The following is an 18,592-nucleotide window of genomic DNA, read 5'->3' as shown; positions in this document are numbered from 1 at the left end:
CCTTAAATTTTTATTTTTCTAATCTTGTCCAATTTTCTTGTACTAATTCAATTCTCTATAAATTTGCACTTAATGAATATGCCTCTATTCCTTTGTATTCTTTGCAGTTTTTTTCTTATATTAAGTACATCTTCACGGGAAATTAATAGAAGCATATTGAAAGTTTCTCAACAGGTTGATTGTTTGACAACCTGCAATAGCACTTTCTCAATACCATCAATCATTTTGTCTATAGTGAACTTGCTTAAAACATGCTCACGACACCTATAAGCTAAATGAAAATCACGATCTCTCCAATGAATAATCCGATTCAATTTATCTGCTAAATCTAGTTGATTACCAGGTTCAAACAGCCATTGTTGAAATTCTCCGGTCAAAACTTCGGGAATACCACCAATTCTGCTAGCTACCACAGGAGTTCCACAAGCCATTGATTCAATAATGACTCTGCCAAAAGGTTCTGACCATTGACTAGGTAAAACTGTGATATCACTAACTTGGTAAAGGGAGACTGTATCTGCTACATGTCCCAAAAAATCCACATTCTTTTCTATACCTAAATCCTTTGATAGCTGTTGTAAAGATAGTTTGTATTTTTCGCCTATGATTGGACTTTCTTTTCCATCTTCTCCTAAATGAACTAAAGGCTTACCAGCAACCAATAACTTGGCATTAATACCACTTTTTACAAGTAAAGCAAAGGCTCCAATTAATGTTTCTAAACCCTTAGTTTTATCTAGTCTGCCTACATAGGTGATGACTCTAAAATATTCAGGAATATTCCATTCTTTTTTCTTTGCAATATTGTTTTCTAATAGTTTATCTAATAGTTTAAATTTTTCTGTATTTGTTCCATTGTAGACAACATCTATTTTATCTGCTGCAATCCCAAATTTCACCCAATCAAACTTTGTATGATTTGAAACTGCAATAAACTTATTAATGCCTTTAATTCCAATGCGTTTTTGACTATTAAACGCGAATGGGGGTATTCTTAGAAAAGAAACAAAATTAGTATTTTTAAAAAATGATAAACAAGAACCAAAAAAAGCCTCATGATATTGATTGATTAATACCACACTATTTTTACTTGCTGTAATCTTACTAGCAGCAGCAAGACTAGCAATAAACTCTAATACTTCAGTAGTTTTTCTTCGATCAAATACGTAACGATTAATCTTAAGAATCTGGTCACAAAAAGCTTGATAACCCTCAAGTAAATTTCCTTCTTGTATATAAATTAAACTAATTTTATGTCCACGTTCAGACAGAGCGCGACAAACTTCAAACAGACTCAATTCTTGTCCACCACGACAAGAAGACGGTTCATTTTCTAAAACAATCAGGTGCATATGTTTGCAGGTTTTGGAAATTTCAGACTGTTCTAGCCTACTTGACTCAATTCATGCTGAAGTTGGTGATATTTCCAGAGTTTGCCATGCTGTGCTAATAACTCTTGATATCCCCCTTGCTCTATAATGCGTCCCTGCTCAAGGACTACGACTTTATTGGCTCGGACAATTGTAGAAAGGCGATGAGCGATCGCAATCACTGTTCGACCAACAGCAAGCTTGTCTAAAGACTCTTGAATTAACCTTTCAGACACAGAGTCTAAGGCACTCGTCGCCTCATCTAAGATCAGAATATCTGGATCACGCAGCAAAGCACGAGCGATCGCTATACGCTGACGTTGTCCTCCAGATAGGCGCACTCCTCGATCTCCAAGCTGGGTATCAAAGCCTTCTGGTAACTCTTGAATAAATTCCAGCGCATGAGCCAATCGAGCTGCTTCCATAATTGCAGCTTCATCTACCTCTTCCATTGCATAGGCAATATTATTGCGGACAGAAGTATTAAAAATGAATGTATCCTGACTGACGACAGCTATCTTGCGGCGCAGGGAGTTAATCTCGTATTCTCGCAGATTTACACCATCTATAAGAATTTTACCTCTGGTTGGATCGTAAAATCTTGGAATTAAATCAGCCAATGTTGATTTACCAGCACCAGATGCGCCAACTAGTGCTGTCATCTTTCCCCGTTCGATAGTTAGAGAAATATTATGTAATACCAATTCATTCGCATCGTAGCCAAAATCTACACCTACAAACCTGATGGCTCGCTGCAATCCTGCAAACTGAACTTTACCATTTTGTAAGTAAGTTTTGTTGTCGGTTCTCAGCAGTTCCTTAATATTGTGAAATGCTCCTTGAAAATTGTTGAACTGCGCTCTGGCTGCATCGATCGCACGCACATTTGGTGCAACACGCAGTAAGACGAATAAAAATGTCAACAGCGAAGCTGATTCCAACAGTCCATTCTGAATTAGGAACCTAAATGCTAGAATCAGCATTCCAATCAGCATTGTGATCGAAACCCCTTCTGAGATGGGTTCTATCAATGACATCGCTGAAACAGATTTGGTCGCACTTTTTAGGAGCTTGGTACTAGCATCATAAAACCGTTTGCGCTCATAGTCTTGAGCTGCAAATGCCTGAACTGTGCGAATACCATTGATAAATTCCAGCGCCACTGAAGTATACCAGCTACCAGCAATTGTCCTTTCAAAACTAGCCTCCCGTACCCGTCCTAATAATGTTGTCATCCCTACCGATAGCAAACTAAACAGCATCACAGAAATCAGCGTCAGTTGCCACGATAGTAATAACATTGACACTATATAAACCAATAAAATTGAACTCTTGGTAAAAACAAAAGAAATTACATTAAAAGCTTGTATTAGCTGGTATATCTCAGATGTGATGCTATTGATTAAATCACCAGAACGCGTCTTGGTAAAATAACTCAGACTTAATGCTTGCAATTGTTCAAAAACTCGTCTACGCAGTCGGTCAGCAAGATGCAACTGAGTTTTCTGATTATAAACCTGTCCTAAGTAATTAAAAAGTGAACGTAACCATGTTGTCATAATAATCAGCGCACATATTCGATAGATGCGATCAGCAGCAGGAGCATTTACTCCTAATATCCAAACATCAAACCAGGCAATACCTGTTTGGATTGGTGGTGCGCTAGGATTGGTCAAACTTTGTAAAAACGACAGAATAAAACCAATACCAAATCCTTCTAAAACTGCTGCTATGAGAAGATATAACAGAGCCAAAATTGCCATGCGAGGAAAGTATTTGAACTCTCGGAAGATAAAATAATTATCTTGCCAAAAACTTGTAGCTTTTAACAGCTTAGAAATTGTAATTGCCAGTTTAAAATGTATGTAATTTCCTACAGCAGTAAATATCATAGTCCTAGTTCCTCGCTGGACTTAATCGGCGTTCAAATACTTTTTCAACACCATCAATCATTGTGTCCAAACTGAATTTTGTTAACACATGCTCACGGCATCTTTGCCCTAACTCGGAGTCATTCTCTCTCCAATTCATAACTCGATTGAGAGTATCTGATAAATCTCGTTCATTTCCTGGTTCAAACAGTCCTTTTTGAAACTCTCCTGTCAAAATCTCCGGTATTCCTCCAACGTGACTAGCCACCACAGGAGTTCCACATGCCATTGATTCTACAATTACCCTTCCAAAAGGCTCTGACCATAAACTAGGTAGAACTGTGACATCACTTACCTGGTATAAACTGGTGGTATTAGTTATATGACCTAGAAAGCTAACATAATTTTCTATGCCCAAATCGATTATTAACTGTTCTAAGGATTTTTGATATTCCTCATTCTCGTTGATCGGTTTTCCAGCAATTAATAATTGAGTTTTAGCACCGCTTATCAGCAAAATAGCAAATGCTTTAATTAGCGTTTCTAATCCCTTTTCTGGATCTAACCTACCAATATAGGAAATTACTCTGGTATCTTCAAAGATATTCCATTCTTTTCTCCTAAGGGCAAAATTAATTGGAGATGTGTATATTTCTAGGTTAATTCCGTTATGTACGACCTCAATTCTATCTTCTGGATAGCCCTTTATAACCCAATCTCGCTTCGTTTGATTTGAAACAGCAATAAACTGTGCCACACCTTTGAGTCCAGTTTGCCACTGCCATCTAATATATGACTCTCTAAAAAACTGTTTTACACTTTTTATTGCGGTGTTACCAATTAATATTCTATGAGATGGAGGTAAATGCAAATAACATACCAAAGGTATATTTTTTGATAAAGCTAAAGCACGAGCAAAAAAAGTATCTTGATACTGATTACTAAGCAAGATACTATTTTTGCTAGCTGGGATATTCCTATTTATTTTCAAAATATCAACTATAAATTGAAAGTTAGATTGTGGTGGATAAATTGTAAATAAATTAGCCTTGATAACATGGCTACAAAACTTTTGATACTGCTCAAGTAAATTCCCTACTTTCGTATAAACCAGACTAATAGTATGTCCTCTTTGAGCAAGACCACGACAAATATCAAATAGGACTATTTCCTGTCCACCCCGACAAGAAGTTGGTTCTAGTTCTAAAACAATCAGGTGCATAATTAAGTTTTGTTAACGAACACAGATAAACACAGATGGACACAGATAATTTGTAGGTTTACTATTAAGTTTATCTACAATCTTTGATCGCTATTTTCAAGACAGTCAATCATGAACTTTGGTAACAAGCAAACATGAACATAACTCTTTCCTGTTCCCTGTTCCCCATTCCCTGTTCCCTATTTTCAAAACAGATACTTCATCACGAGTTGATACATTGTTGAATCAATTTGACATATTCTGGGCGCAATTTATCCCAGCTAAAACGTTCGTAGACAATACAATGACGATGACGTCGTTTAGATATATCGTGAGATTCTGCTAGCGCATGAGGTATTAAACTTGCTAAACTACCTGCTAATTCAAAATTAGCGAAATATCCCTCTTTGCCTAATATATAGCGAGGAACTTCATAATCATGAGCTAAACAGGGTAGACCGTGGGACATTGCCTCTAAAAACACCAGACCAAACCCCTCATATAGAGAAGCTAGAACGAAAGCATCTGCAATTTTGTAGTAATCTGCAACTTTATTTTTATCAACAGTTCTAATCTGAAAATTATTGACACCTAATAAGTTATTGCCAAGCTGAGTAATGTCTAGTGCTTCCTCCCCTTGATGACCTAGTAATAAAAGATAAGGACGTGGTTCAGATAGATGAGCTATTTCGCTAATTACGTAATCCATTCGCTTACGAGATTTATTAATAGCTGCCACTGAGAGAATCAATGGTCTTTTTTCAGGCAATCCAAGTTTATGACGTAGAAGTTCCCGTTCACTATCACTGAGAATTACAGGTTCAGAGGGTATATGAATTGCATGGGGAATCAAAGTCTGTTTTTCAGCAGCTACTCCTACATCTAAAGCAGATTGAAAATGAGTAGGAGCTACTTGAAGTACACGATCCCAGCGATAAAATATACTTGGTGAACAAGGTCCTCCATTACAAAATAAAAACTGATACCTTTGCTTTGTAATAGACCGCCAATGCCATAGTAAAGTACCTAAACTTGGTTCAGTAAAGAAAATAATATCTGGTTTTTTCAAATATAAATGGGGAAGAAAGCTGATAAAAAATGTTACTTGCTGAGTGAAGTATGGATCTCTTCTCTCTGGTTTTTTAAAAAATTCGCTAATTTTTTGAGCTAGCTTGCCATAATACGGCAGATTCCAGACAACAATTTCTTTACTGGATGGCTTGCCATTCCCTTTAAAAAGAGTCACATCTAGGGAGCAATTTTGTGATAATGCATCAAAAAGTTCTTGAGAAAAAGATTCATAACCACGCTGAATGTAACCAAGTCCTGAACAGAGAATAAACACTTTGATCATGATAATTGCTCCTGTCAAAAGCGCAGAGCTGAAAAAAGAGTTATATCAGGTAGCAGCACCTAACATTAGTTGACGTACAGTACGAGTTATTCCTCGTACTCTCTCGTAGCCTTGAAGACCAAACCAGCGCATTGTAGCTATTCTTATACTCAAGCGTATATAAGTAGATGTATTGTGTAATTGGGGATAATGCAAAATAGCCTGCTGACGGTAATGTATTGCCTTTTTGTAGTTCTTCTCGTCCTCTATACAACCCCAAGCCGCAAACAAGTTCATCCAACCATAGCTTTGGTTTCGCAAATACAGTAACTCGAAAGGAGCAGATTCAAAGGCTTTCTCAAAGACTTTGCGTAGTTCTGTAATTATCATTTGGCGGTTGCTGGTCATGTTGCCAGGGTGACGACGATACAGGGTTAAGGGTTCTTTAACCACTGCGAAAGGATAGCAAGCAGCAATCCGAATCCACATTTCTCTATCTTCAACGCCCTTGATCTGAGGATCGAATACCCCAACAGTTTCAAAGCAACTACGGCGAACCATTGGTGAACTGCCATTAGAGATCATGTCTCTGACAACAATTTGCTGCCATACATTGCCTTCTATATCGGAAACCCATAATGTACCTATAGGGCTGCCTGACTGATCAATTAAAGCCGTCCAGGTATAAACTAAGCCTGCTGCGGGATTATTGTCCAGACAACGCACTTGCTTTTCTAATTTAGTTGGTTTCCATAAATCGTCCGCGTCTAAGAATGCAATGTATTCTCCTTGTGCATGGGTAATACCTGTGTTGCGTGCAACCGATGCACCCTGATTTGATTGCGAAATTAGCCTTACACGTGGATCTACTATTTCAGCAGCCCACTCCACAATATTGTCCGAACTACCATCATTAATCATTAATACTTCAAAATCTGCGAAAGTCTGCCTCAATACACTCTCTAGAGTTTCTGGCAGATAAGTCATAGCATTATAGGCTGGAATCACAACAGAAACTTTTGTCATGTTTGAACTCCTGAAAAAAAAGAATAATATTAGGTAGCAGCACCTAACATCAGCCGTCGCAAAGTACGGGTTAGCGATCGCACTTCCTGATAAGTTTGAGATCCAAGCCAACGTATGATTGCTATTGCTAAACTTAGGCGTAGGTAGATGAATGTGTAGCGGATTTGAGGGTAGTGCAAAATCGCTTGCCGACGGTAATTAATTGCGTCTTTGTAGTTATTCTCGTCTAGTAGGGCAGACCAAGCTGCAAAGAAGTTCATCCAGCCATAACTTTGGTTTCGCAAATACAGCAATTCCAGTGGGGCAGAATGAAAGCTTTTCTCGATCACTTGATGCAGTTCATGAACTATTGTGTTGCTGTTTTGAGTTGTATTTCTAGAATGTCTACGATACAGAGTTAAAGGTTCTTTAACCACTGCAAAAAGATAAAGAGCAGCAATGCGGCTCCACATATCTCGGTCTTCACCAATACTAATGTTGGCATCAAATACTCCTACGGTTGCAAAACACTCACGACGGATCATGGGTGAACTACCTGTAGAAATCATATCTCTAACAACAATTTGCTCCCACACATTCCCCTCTGCATGGGAAACTATGGATACACCTGTAGGCTGATCTGATTCATCAATAAAATTTGTCCAGGTATAGACTAATCCTACTGCTGGGTTATCCTCCAGACAACGCACTTGTTTTTCTAACTTGGTTGGTTCCCATAAATCGTCCGCATCTAAGAATGCAATGTATTCTCCTTGTGCATGGGTAATACCTATGTTGCGTGCAACAGATACACCCTGGTTTGGTTGCGAAATCAGCCTTACACGTGGGTCTGCTATCTGCAACGCCCATTCAACGATATTGTCTGAGCTACCATCATTAATGATGAATACTTCAAAGTCTGTGAAAGTCTGCCTCAATACACTTTCTAGAGTTTTTGGCAGATAAGTCATGCTATTGTAGGCTGGGATAATAACAGATACCTTGGGCATATAGTTTAGTTTTTGGTAATGGGTAATTGGTAATTGGGGTATTACTTAATAATTGCGATGTGAAAGACCGCTCCTTCGTAGTATTGCATTGGAAATAAAGTGATTAGCCGAACTTAATATTAGTGGTTATTTCCTCACTCCCCCTACTCCTCATACTCCTCATACTCCCCCTACCACCCCATCCCCCCACCACCCATCTCCCCTACCTCATATACTGAATACGCGATGACGCAGGATGTACATAAATGCCATCACTCTGCTGAAGCCGAATGGACCAAACCATTCCATGATTGCGATCGCTAAACTCAGACGGATGTACTGGCGAGAGTAACGCAACTGAGGATAGTATTTGACGGCTAAGGTACGAAAATGACGCGCCCACTTGCAGTCTTTGTCATCACTTTGCAGGGCTTTCCAGGCTAGATGGAGGTTGCCACGGCCGTAGCATCGATGTTTTAGATACTGTGCTTCTGGTGGTATTGATTGAAACACTTTCTCAATGACTGGACTCAGACCTTGTTCTATCAATCGCCAGTTTTTAGTCGTATTACAAGAGTGCAGTCGATAAAAAACCAAAGGTTCTTTGACTACTGCCAATAGATAACGAGAAGCAATACGTACCCATAATTCCCAATCTTCGGCAGAACGTAAATTTTGGTCAAATACCCCTACTGTTTCCAAACAACAGCGACGAACTAAAACTGTGGAAGTTTGGATAAGGTTGTGTTCAACTACTTGCTTCCACACATTACCCTTTGCATTTGAGGATATGACCCTACCCGAAGATTTACCTTGCTCATCAATTAAAACTATCCAAGTATGCACCAAGCCAATTGCTGGATTTTCTTCCAGACAACGTATCTGTTTTGCTAATTTAGTTGACTCCCACAAATCGTCAGCATCCACAAACGCTATATACTCTCCTTGGGCATGGGTAATACCTGTATTGCGTGCCGTAGATACACCTTGATTTTCTTGGGAAATCAGTTTCACACGCGGATCTACTATTCCACAAGCCCATTCGAGGATAGGATCTGAACTACCATCATTAACAATTAATACTTCAAAATCTGTGAAAGTCTGCCGTAAAACACTCTCTAGAGTTTCTGGCAAATAAGTCATTGCATTGTATGCTGGAATAATGACAGATACCTTGGGCATATTAAATTTCAAATGTGATTTCTTAGCTTTTTAAAGTTAAGATACGTCGTCGCAAACCACGGCTGAAGTTTCGTACTTCATCAATTCCTTGTACACCTAACCAGTGCATTACCATGAGCGCTATTCCCTGGCGAATATAGTTCCATGAGAAAAACAATTGTGGATAGTTAACAACAGCTTGTTGACGAAAATCAATGGCTTCTTGGTATCTTTTATTGTCTAAAGCTCTCCAAGCTAAATATAAATAAACTTGTCCGTAGCTTTGCCTCTTGATGTACTGCAATTCTGGGGGTACAAATTTAAAGGTTTTCTCGATAACTGCACTATTATCTTCTAATAATTTTTGGCAGTTTTTAGACTGGCTATTGTAGTGTTGTCGATAAAAGACTAAGGGTTCTTTTATCATTGCAAAACTATAACGCGAAGCAATACGAATCCACATCTCCCAATCGGCTGAAACAGATAATTTTTGATCAAATAAACCGACCTTTTCAAAACAATCACTCTGAACTAAAGGTGAACTACCACAAATAACTGTAGGACGCTCAATAATCCGCTTCCATACATTACCTTCGGCGTGAGTTTTAATTACAGTACCTGTGGGCTTACCATGCTCATCAGTTAAGGCTATCCAAGTGTCTACCAAGCCAACATCAGGATTTTTGTCTAGAAGATTTACTTGTTTTTCTAATTTAGTTGGCAGCCAAAGATCATCTGCATCTAAGAATGCTAAATAATCTCCTTTAGCAAGAACAACACCAAGGTTGCGAGCCGCAGATTGCCCTTGATTTTCTTGAGAGATTAATTTCACACGCGGGTCTGTGATTTGAGAAGCCCATTCGACAATATTATCGGTGCTACCATCGTTGATAATTAATACCTCAAAATCAGTAAAAGTTTGCTTCAGAACGCTCTCCAATGTTTCTGGGAGATAATTCATAGCATTGTAAGCTTGAATGATGACAGAAACTTTAGGCATAATATACCCCTAAATTCAATCAGTTTGTAAAGATAATTTCTTCTTAGATTGCACGATCATTTCTAGAATTAGATCATGGTAATGCAGCGCGATCGCATCCCAACTAAAGCGTGCGGCATTTTGCTTTGCACGCTCACTCCAACTGCCACTTAAGGCATCTTTAATCGCATGAGCATAAACATCTAGATTAGTGACATCACAGAGAATCCCGGCGTCACCGATGATATATCGCCGCATTTCATCTTCAGTCGCGACTACAGGTAAACCAGTAGCCATTGCTTCTAAATAGACAAGTCCAAACGGCTCATAGATAGAAGGGAGGGTAAATACATCAACACTACGGTAGATTGCAGGCATTTGCTCAAAGGGAAAGGTACGAATGGCAAAGCGTTCTGCACTCAAAAGACGCTCACCTAGTGACTGAAAATAGGCACGATCAGGGCCATCTCCACAAATCACAAGACTAACCTTGCTGAGGCGAGACACTGCTTGAATGGCTAGTTCAACTCGCTTTTGATTCTTGCAATTCAACGAAGCGACACACAGCACCACTGGTTTAGGCAAACCTAAATCAATCTGGTTGCCATCAGGGGTAAATTGATTGAGATTTACACCATTGGGAATGATGCTGATTGGTTGTGTTGGTTTGAGATTACGGGTAAATGCAGCAGTAGCTTCATCGAAAACTACCAAATGATCTGGACAAAAGCGAAGATTCCGCTTCAAGCATTGGCCATTTTGTAGTAATGAGCCATCATCTCCTTTCCCCAATAAGCTATTGTGTTCGGTGAAAAGTATCGGGGTTCCCTGGAGCGATCGCACGCAAGCAGCCATAGCTAGTCCACCATAGTCGTTATGGGGAAAGATTAAATCAGCAGGTTTACTTAAAAGGCGCAGCAAGCAAGGAAAGAAACTAGTCAGGTGTTCCACCACAATCTCAGGAGTTGTGAAACCGCCTAATAGTGGAGCAATCAGAGGATGATGTACAGTATTAAAAGCATAGGTACGAGGAATACATTTGATGGGGTAGCTAAAAGAGCCACAATTCTCGCCACTCAGCAGTTCTACTTCAAAGTCGCAACTCAGACGGCGTGCAAGCTCGATCGCAAGAATTTCCGCGCCACCACTCCAGTTAACTCCTGCACTCGGATGAACTAAAACAATTCGGTAAGGTAGCCTTTCACACGGTAGATTTATATGGGTGTTATTATTTTCAATAATTAATTGTTGGCTCATCCTTAAATTACTCCATTAGTAACTAACCGCAAAGGACGCATTAGACGCGCTCATAGGCTACTTACCCTTCGGGAACCCTTTCAGGGAACAGAAGCCACTTCGTGTCTACCCGCAGGGTAGAACGCAAAGTAAGAGGAAAAACAAGAGGAATGGAAAATAGCTTGACTAGTAAAATTAATGGGACAGAGTACTAGATTCTGCTAAATCGTAGCAACCTTAGGCTTGAAAATTGAGAGCAAGGGTTTTTCCAGATACGCATAAATAATGTATCCACAAATGATAGATATGATGGCAATGATTATTCCCAAAATATTTAATATAAAAATACTGCCAAAAATATCTGGTAGTAGTTTCTTCAATATTTTTGTCATATTATTGATGAAAAAACCGTGCATTAAAAAGATAGAATATGATGCATTACCTATATATAAAAGTAGATGAGGAATATTGATCGTCTTTTTTAACTCTAATAATGTAGCACCAAGAATAAGTAAAGTTGAAGAAATACCAAATGTCATTACAGGAGATGTTTCTATGAATTTATAGAAATAATTTATAGCTGACAAGGTATACATAAAGGCTCCTAGAGAGATTAAAAGCATTTCCCAGTTAATCTTTGATTTTAATAAAAAGTTTAATAAAACATAGGCAGCAAGAAAGCCCATCACAAACTCAAGATTATAATCTGCAAAAAGATACTGAATAAATAAATTATTTGCAGGTAATTCAATTACACCAATAAAATTCAAAGTTACTCCTAACAACCAAGTCATAATTATTGGTCTAGCAAGCTTGGGCTTTAATCCAATTAACAACGCAAACAAAATGTAAAATAGAACTTCAAAGGTTAATGTCCAGCTAACTCCCAGAAAACTCGTAGAAAGAATATGTCTGTCTAGAGGAAAGAGGAGAAAAGCTTTGACAAATTCTCCCATACTACGCTGGCTAATATCTGAATTGTAGGCGAAAAATAATGAAGCAGAGATTTTACTCAATAAGATTATCCAATAAAGTGGGTAAATGCGTGTAATTCGTTTGAGTAAAAATGATTTAAGTTTATTTGGTTTGCCAATCTCATATCGATGAACATAAAAAATTATAAAACCGCTTAAGACAAAGAAAAAATCTACGCCAGAGCCTCCAAAGGTAAATATTTTAAACAAAAAATCTTGATTAAGATTCTGATTAAATATAAGGTCTGTATGAGCAAGGACTATAAGCATAGCCGCCAATCCTCGAAATACCTGAATAAGATTTAGTCTTTTTTGTGACATAAATTTATCCCCTGCTCCATGCTCAAAATATTAGACCTAATAAATCCTGAAAACCTTAATCCAACTCTCGCCTTATCCCTATGATGTCATTCTCCAGAGTCAAAATTCTAAAAAGAACTTGACTGTGTTCCTTTATAGAGTGTTATCAACTCTTTATCCGATAAAATTTGCTCACTTTTCATTCCCAGAAAATAATATCCAGAAGCAGAATCAAATGTACCAGGCTGATTAATTAGGTAGTAGTCAAAATACTTTAACCAAAATAATGTTATTCTGGCGAAAGCTTTAACCAATGCTCTAGTTAATGGCCTACTAACAAAACTCAAAAGAAAATATTGATATGACCAAGCTAACGCCATTCCTGGACCACATACTGCACCACTATCAATTTCTACAAATTTACGGAACAGACGTCGGTGTCCTAAGTGAGTGAAGCGAGTAAAATCATATTTTCCTAAGTGTACTTGTTGCATAAACGGAGTTTCTGAGTAAACCAAACCATGAGGTTTTAAAACTCGATAAATTTCTTCGACACAACGGTTTGGATCTACTACATGTTCAAGGACAGCTTGTACAACAACACCATCAAATGAGTCTGCTTCAAAAGGTAGATTATGGGCATCACAGATGACTGATATACGAGAACCAAAAGCCACATCTGTTTCAATTAGTTCAATTTCCGGAACCGATAATAAAGGTTCCATACCTTTACCCACTACACTACCACCAATTACTAAAACCTGAGGATTTTGATTCTGCTCTAGTAGAAGTTCTATAAATTTTTGATAATTTGTTTTTGTCGTGATATTGAGATTAATTCCTGGAATCAGATTTATGAGCAATCTTTCTAGCTTAGATTTGGGATTGAGATGACTATGATTGTGATTGACAAAATCATTAATAGAGAACACACTAGATGTTTCATTAATCAAAATTGGTGTGCCATTAATGATAGGAAAACAAGCTCTGCATTGAGAATTTTTGCATTCTAATTGAGACGGGGTTAATGCCAAGGGAGAATAACAAACTGGACAGCAAAGCAGTTGTTGAATACTTGTTGTTAATTTGAGAGGAAAATTTGTTATCGCTGTGGTACTCATAAATAAATTTTCTGACTAGGTAACTATACACATTAGTTTGGAAATGATGATCAAAGCTGTCCTGAAGGATTAACCGAAACAGTATTCCTCTGGTTCCAATCCCAACCAGCTACTGCCATCAGAGTCATCCAATAGAAAAAGAGAGTGGTGTGACTCCAAATGTTTTCAGTAATCATTGCCACGGGTATAGATAGAAAAAGAGCCAACATAATCGAACACAAGTCACGCTTTGCACTTCCACGAGGTGCTGACTGCATTAATTGAATGATGCGTATACCCTGAACGCCTAAAAACACTAAAAAAGTTACAAAACCAACAATTCCCCCTTCTACTAAAGCCCGGATGTAATCATTGTGGGCAAGAAATCCTTTACCAATTGCTTGGGCGCTTGCCAAACCATAACCAAGAATGGGAAACTGTTGCCAAGCATTGAGAAGTAAATTCCAGTGGGCAAGCCGCCAGTTGAAACTGTTAGTATCACCCTGAGACAATAGAATTGCCCGCCACACATCAATATCTGGATTTAATAGCGGTGTGTTAGCGATCGAGCTAAGGCGTTCTCGTCCAAATTCTGTACTGGCAAATAGTCCGATGACTAGCACCAAAAATATGGCTCCACCGATGAAGTTAGGTATATTTAGTCGAGGAGCAATCAAAACCAGAACAAAAGTAGCAACCATCATCAAACCAAACAGAGCTTTAGTGTTCACATACAAAAAAGCCAGTAAACCCAGCAGTAACAACCAGGGCAAATATTGTCTTGATTGCTTTAACTTCCAGTAGGTTAGACCGATAAATAGCAACAAAAAGGTTACAAAACCATTAGAGTGACCAATACTTCCCTTGATGCGAGAACCATCATCTCCACCAGCCCCGAGGAAGGGAGGTAGGATTGAAGGCATAAATATTTGCAGCAATGCGACTGTGACTGGTATAACTAGAGCCAAAAACAGCCCAGAAATGACTTTCTCAGGAGGAAGTCGATCCTTTAGCTGCGTGACTAGCAGATATACCATCAGCCACGAAAAAAGACGAATCCACTCACGAATGCTTTCTGGCAACAACGAAGCATCTAATCCCAATCCTCCCAGAGGTAGAAGTATCACCCATAGTCCTTGTACTGCTACCCAGCCAGCAAAGAACCACCAAAATCCATCGGTATGCATCCTCTGTCCAGTTAGCAACTTCACCGTCACATACATCAAAGTTAGAGCGTCTAGCCCAACTGCAAATGCTGCTGGTAATTGCTGACTAGACCAAGGATCAAGAGTGCTACGCAGGATTAATAAACCGATAACAGCTTGCTCAAACCTGGCAAAGAAGAAGATAACTACAGGTATTGCCACCAGAAGTAGATATAGATACAGGGGTTTAGCACCTGCAAAAAATCCTGCAACTATGCCAATGCCTACACCTGATAACCCAATCAAAAGGGACACTATAGAGGAACGTGGGCGTTGATTAGTCAACATCGTTAGTTAAGAGTTTCGAGTAACATTGCTGGATATAGACCTGGATGATAGGGATCTATATCTATTCAGGGGGTAGCGGTAATATTGTTCGGTCTGGTTTGTCATGCCATTGACCACTACTCCTATGATTGGTATTTGATTATGTGTTAACTCTGATACTGCTCTTTTTAGAACTTCCTTTATTGTGAAACCGGGACGTGTAACTAATAGAATTCCATTACTTTGCCGTCCTAATGTCTGGGCATCAGCACAAGCACTAAGAGGAGGAGTATCTAAAATTATGCAATCGTATTGCTGAGTTGCTTTTGCTAGTAGAGAACTCATAGCATTTGACTCTAGCAACCGTGAGGGATATCCATATAATTCGCCACAAGTTAAGACACAGAGGTTAGCAATATTAGTTTGTTGCACAGTTTCTTCTAGGGATCTTTCTGAGTCAATCACATCCGTAATTCCTGGCTGGGGAGCTAAGTTAAACAATGTGTGGAGGATGGGACGACGCAGGTCTGCATCAATCAGCAGTGTCCGTCGAGATAACATCGCGGAAATCACGGCTAAGTGTGAGGCAACTACAGATTTACCCTCCCCAGTAATGGTGCTACTAACAACAATTGATCGCAATGATTCACGACTACGAAACTCTAGGTTTTTAAACAGGGTACGGTATGGCTCAACCAAACCGACATGCTCTAAAAATCGTGCGGATGGCTCCAAAGCGATCGCATGACTTGGTAAACGCGGTAATACTCCTAGCAATGGCAACTTCAGTAATTCTTCTGCTTCGGAAGCATCCTTCAAAGTGTGATCCATCAGTTCCAGCAGCAGGACAATACCTGTAGCTAAAGCAGTCCCGAATAAAGTAGCGATCGCCAATACGCTTCTTTTGTTGGGTAAGGAGGGTTTGTTTGGTGGTTGTGCTGCTTCAATAATCTGGATATTACCAACCAGTTGTGCTTCAGCAATTCGTGCTTCTTCTAGTTTGCTTTGCAGTAACTTTAAAGATTCCGCAGACTCTTCTCGTTGACGTGTGAGTGGAGTCAGCTGTTGCTGTTTGATTGGCAATTGTGCCAGACGAGCCTGGAGGTTAGCCCGATTAGTTTGCACAACTTTTAGCTTGTTTTCCACTGCCAAGCGTTCAACATCATTAACAATCAATTGAGAGGTCAAGTCTTGGCTAATTTGATCCCCTGCGACAGAACTAGAAGAGATAGATTGATTTGTGGGTGATACACGAGCTAGTCCTTGTTGATACAAAGCACGTAAACCGTTGCGTTGCCCCAACAGATTCATGACAGTGGGATGATTATCTGTTAAGGATAAACGAGCTTGAACTAGCTGAGTCTCTATCTGTGCTAACTTATTGCGTAGGGCTTTGAGTTCTTCATCTTGACCACCACGTACAGCTGCATAAGCTTGATTGAGAGCTTTCGCATCGGTGACTTGTTGCAATGAAGCTTCCTTGGAACGCAATTCTTGAAGTTGAGCTGAAAGAGTGTTCTCCTGCTCTTCCAAAGTAGCTAAGCTCTCCACTATACTTTTGGTTTGCTCATCAAAGGAGACAATACCGCTACTTTGTCTATATCTATTTTCCTTCTGCTCAGCTTCCTGTAGCCGCTTGCGGGCATCAGGAACCTTTTTTTCTAAGAATTTGCGGACGTTAGCAGCTTCTTGACGGATAACTTGAGTATTATCCTCAACCATTGCCCTGGAAACGGCATTGACGACTTTGGTTGCAAGTATAGGGTCTTCATTGAGATAGCTGACCTCCAAAATGTTGGTAGCAGGAACAATTTTGACTTTCAAGCCTTGACTAAGCTGATCGACTGTCAGTTCATTTTCCGGTGAACTAAATCCAGACTCACCGGCAACCTCAGTCAACGCTTTTTGGAGAACCCGTTGCGACTTGATTAATTCTGCTTGGTCAGCTAAGGGGTTAGAACCACCGGGTGTACCTGAACTGAGTTGAGTCAGGTCGCGTCCCAATTCCGAAACGCTTACCCTCTTTTGATCAAGCATCAGTCGCGTCGATGTCTGATACAGACGTGGGGTAATCTGAAGGTAGGCGATCGCTCCACCAATGACAGCAGCAAATGTAACCAGAGCAGGCAAAGCACGTCGCTTCAAAATAGATGGTAAAGATGACAAGCCTTTTTCCATAATTGTTGGGGATCAGGGATTGGGGAGACAAACCAGACAAGGGGGACAAGATAAGGGGAATAAACAATGACAAATGACTATTGACTATTGACTCTTGACCATTGACTCTGGACTATTGACTACTAGTTCAGGTGAGTTCAACAGAGTTGTATATAGTTTTAAGGTTTCTGAGGTAATGCGATCCCAGCCGTAGTGAAGTTGCACATGTCTTTGTGCATTCTCAGCCATTGCAGCCATTTGGGTTGGGTGATGAATTGCCCAATCCAGAGAATGCATACAAGAATGAAGATTTCCAGCTTCAAAAAGCATTCCCCGTCCCCCACTAATCAATTGCTGATGGGGTGGGATATTGCTTGCCAGGACTGGTGTACCTTCGTGCATTGCTTCTAACATTGCTAAAGGTAATCCCTCTAAATCAGAAGGCAAAACAAATAATCCTGCGCCCCGAACAATTTCCCACAGACGAACACCCCTGAGTTCGCCTGCAAATATGATATTAGGATTGCTGGCAATCTTTTCTAATAAGCTTGCGGTAAAGGATTTTGTATCACTAACACCTCCAGCCACAACCAGTTTCCATCCCTTCGGTTTTAAGGCGCTGAAGGCTTCGATAAGTAAGTCGGGACGTTTTTCCGGTACTATTCTGCCTAAAAACAAGATATAGCGCCCCCAATCAAGACCTAGCTGCTTTCCGTAGGTGAAATTTGGATCTGACTCACCATACCTGGCTGGAGCATTAGGAATGTAGATTGTCTCTCGACCATAGGTTTGTAAAAAGTAGGATTTCAGCGCATCTGATACCACAATGATTCCGTCAGCAAAACGTACTGCTGCTTTCTCGCCCAGATGAATTAAGCGAGTGGAAAAACTACCCCACTTGGCGCGTTGCCAATCTAATCCCTGACAGGTAACTACCACCTTGGCAGCAGTGGTAATTCTAGCTAAACCAGTAAATAGAGATGGACCAAGAGCATGAAAATGAATAATATCGTATTTCTTTCCAGTAGCAGCGATCGCACTTAATGCTGAGGTCACGAAAGCATCTACGCCTTTCATTTGCAAACCAGGTAAGGAGATCACTCGAACTCCTTGAAAATCATCATGAACAAGCCAGGGAGCCTGGGTATAGGAACAGCGGGCAAATAAATCTACAGTGTGACCCTGTGCTGTCATGCGCGGATACATTTCTGCACAATAATGTTCGATACCACCCTGTTTAGGAGGTAGACCTTTTGCACCAATAACGGCAATCTTCATACCAACATACCAATCAGTTGTCCTTGTGCTCTAAAGCCTTTTTATCTCCCTTGGGGCAAGGCAGAAGGCAGAGGAGGCGTGGGTTGCAAAGCTGCGGGCGAACAAAGAACGCCGTGGCAAAAGGTTTTTGTTTTTCTATACCAAAGTATCAATGCTCTGTACCCTT

At 39.8% G+C, this 18,592-nt stretch carries 14 protein-coding genes; all 14 read right to left on the bottom strand.

All coding sequences use genetic code 11. From position 1 onward, the window contains the following. Window positions 1-167: 167 nt before the first annotated feature. Entirely contained in the window at window positions 168-1,352 is a 1,185-nt protein-coding gene (locus RS893_RS18935; protein ID WP_315786867.1) for a glycosyltransferase family 4 protein, read from the bottom strand. Window positions 1,353-1,384: 32 nt separating this feature from the next. Then, on the bottom strand, window positions 1,385-3,262 hold the full coding sequence (hepA, locus tag RS893_RS18930; protein WP_315786864.1) for a heterocyst formation ABC transporter subunit HepA: 1,878 nt from the start codon (window positions 3,260-3,262) through the stop codon (window positions 1,385-1,387). A 4-nt stretch (window positions 3,263-3,266) separates the two neighbouring features. Beyond that, window positions 3,267-4,463, bottom strand: coding sequence for a glycosyltransferase family 4 protein (locus RS893_RS18925; RefSeq protein WP_315786861.1), 1,197 nt, complete (start codon window positions 4,461-4,463; stop codon window positions 3,267-3,269). 202 nt (window positions 4,464-4,665) lie between these two features. Continuing rightward, a complete protein-coding gene (locus tag RS893_RS18920) occupies window positions 4,666-5,796 on the bottom strand; it encodes a glycosyltransferase family 4 protein (protein WP_315786859.1) in 1,131 nt (376 codons plus the stop codon). Between the two features lie 45 nt (window positions 5,797-5,841). Continuing rightward, a complete protein-coding gene (locus tag RS893_RS18915) occupies window positions 5,842-6,801 on the bottom strand; it encodes a glycosyltransferase family 2 protein (protein WP_315786857.1) in 960 nt (319 codons plus the stop codon). A 29-nt stretch (window positions 6,802-6,830) separates the two neighbouring features. Next, complete coding sequence (locus RS893_RS18910; RefSeq protein ID WP_315786854.1) at window positions 6,831-7,790, bottom strand: glycosyltransferase family 2 protein; 960 nt, start codon at window positions 7,788-7,790, stop codon at window positions 6,831-6,833. A 207-nt stretch (window positions 7,791-7,997) separates the two neighbouring features. After that, window positions 7,998-8,951 (bottom strand): glycosyltransferase family 2 protein, encoded by a 954-nt coding sequence (locus RS893_RS18905; RefSeq protein ID WP_315786852.1) that lies wholly within the window; start codon window positions 8,949-8,951, stop codon window positions 7,998-8,000. A gap of 22 nt (window positions 8,952-8,973) precedes the next feature. Beyond that, window positions 8,974-9,930 carry a glycosyltransferase family 2 protein gene (locus RS893_RS18900; protein WP_315786850.1) on the bottom strand — a complete coding sequence of 319 codons (957 nt, stop codon included), beginning with the start codon at window positions 9,928-9,930 and terminating at the stop codon, window positions 8,974-8,976. 15 nt (window positions 9,931-9,945) lie between these two features. Then, a complete protein-coding gene (locus tag RS893_RS18895; protein ID WP_315786849.1) occupies window positions 9,946-11,166 on the bottom strand; it encodes a glycosyltransferase in 1,221 nt (406 codons plus the stop codon). Window positions 11,167-11,366: 200 nt separating this feature from the next. Next, complete coding sequence (locus RS893_RS18890) at window positions 11,367-12,440, bottom strand: acyltransferase (RefSeq protein ID WP_315786847.1); 1,074 nt, start codon at window positions 12,438-12,440, stop codon at window positions 11,367-11,369. Between the two features lie 107 nt (window positions 12,441-12,547). Next, complete coding sequence (locus tag RS893_RS18885; RefSeq protein WP_315786845.1) at window positions 12,548-13,540, bottom strand: methyltransferase domain-containing protein; 993 nt, start codon at window positions 13,538-13,540, stop codon at window positions 12,548-12,550. A gap of 50 nt (window positions 13,541-13,590) precedes the next feature. Next, on the bottom strand, window positions 13,591-15,012 hold the full coding sequence (locus RS893_RS18880; protein WP_315786843.1) for an O-antigen ligase family protein: 1,422 nt from the start codon (window positions 15,010-15,012) through the stop codon (window positions 13,591-13,593). 6 nt (window positions 15,013-15,018) lie between these two features. Next, window positions 15,019-17,169, bottom strand: coding sequence for a polysaccharide biosynthesis tyrosine autokinase (locus RS893_RS18875; RefSeq protein WP_315786839.1), 2,151 nt, complete (start codon window positions 17,167-17,169; stop codon window positions 15,019-15,021). Between the two features lie 84 nt (window positions 17,170-17,253). Then, window positions 17,254-18,426, bottom strand: coding sequence for a glycosyltransferase family 4 protein (locus tag RS893_RS18870; protein ID WP_315786836.1), 1,173 nt, complete (start codon window positions 18,424-18,426; stop codon window positions 17,254-17,256). Window positions 18,427-18,592 lie beyond the last annotated feature (166 nt).

This window comes from Fischerella sp. JS2 (genome assembly GCF_032393985.1).
GTDB lineage: Bacteria > Cyanobacteriota > Cyanobacteriia > Cyanobacteriales > Nostocaceae > Fischerella.
The sequence above is the reverse complement of the archived record's forward strand: the minus strand, read 5'-3'. Positions and strand labels throughout refer to the sequence as shown.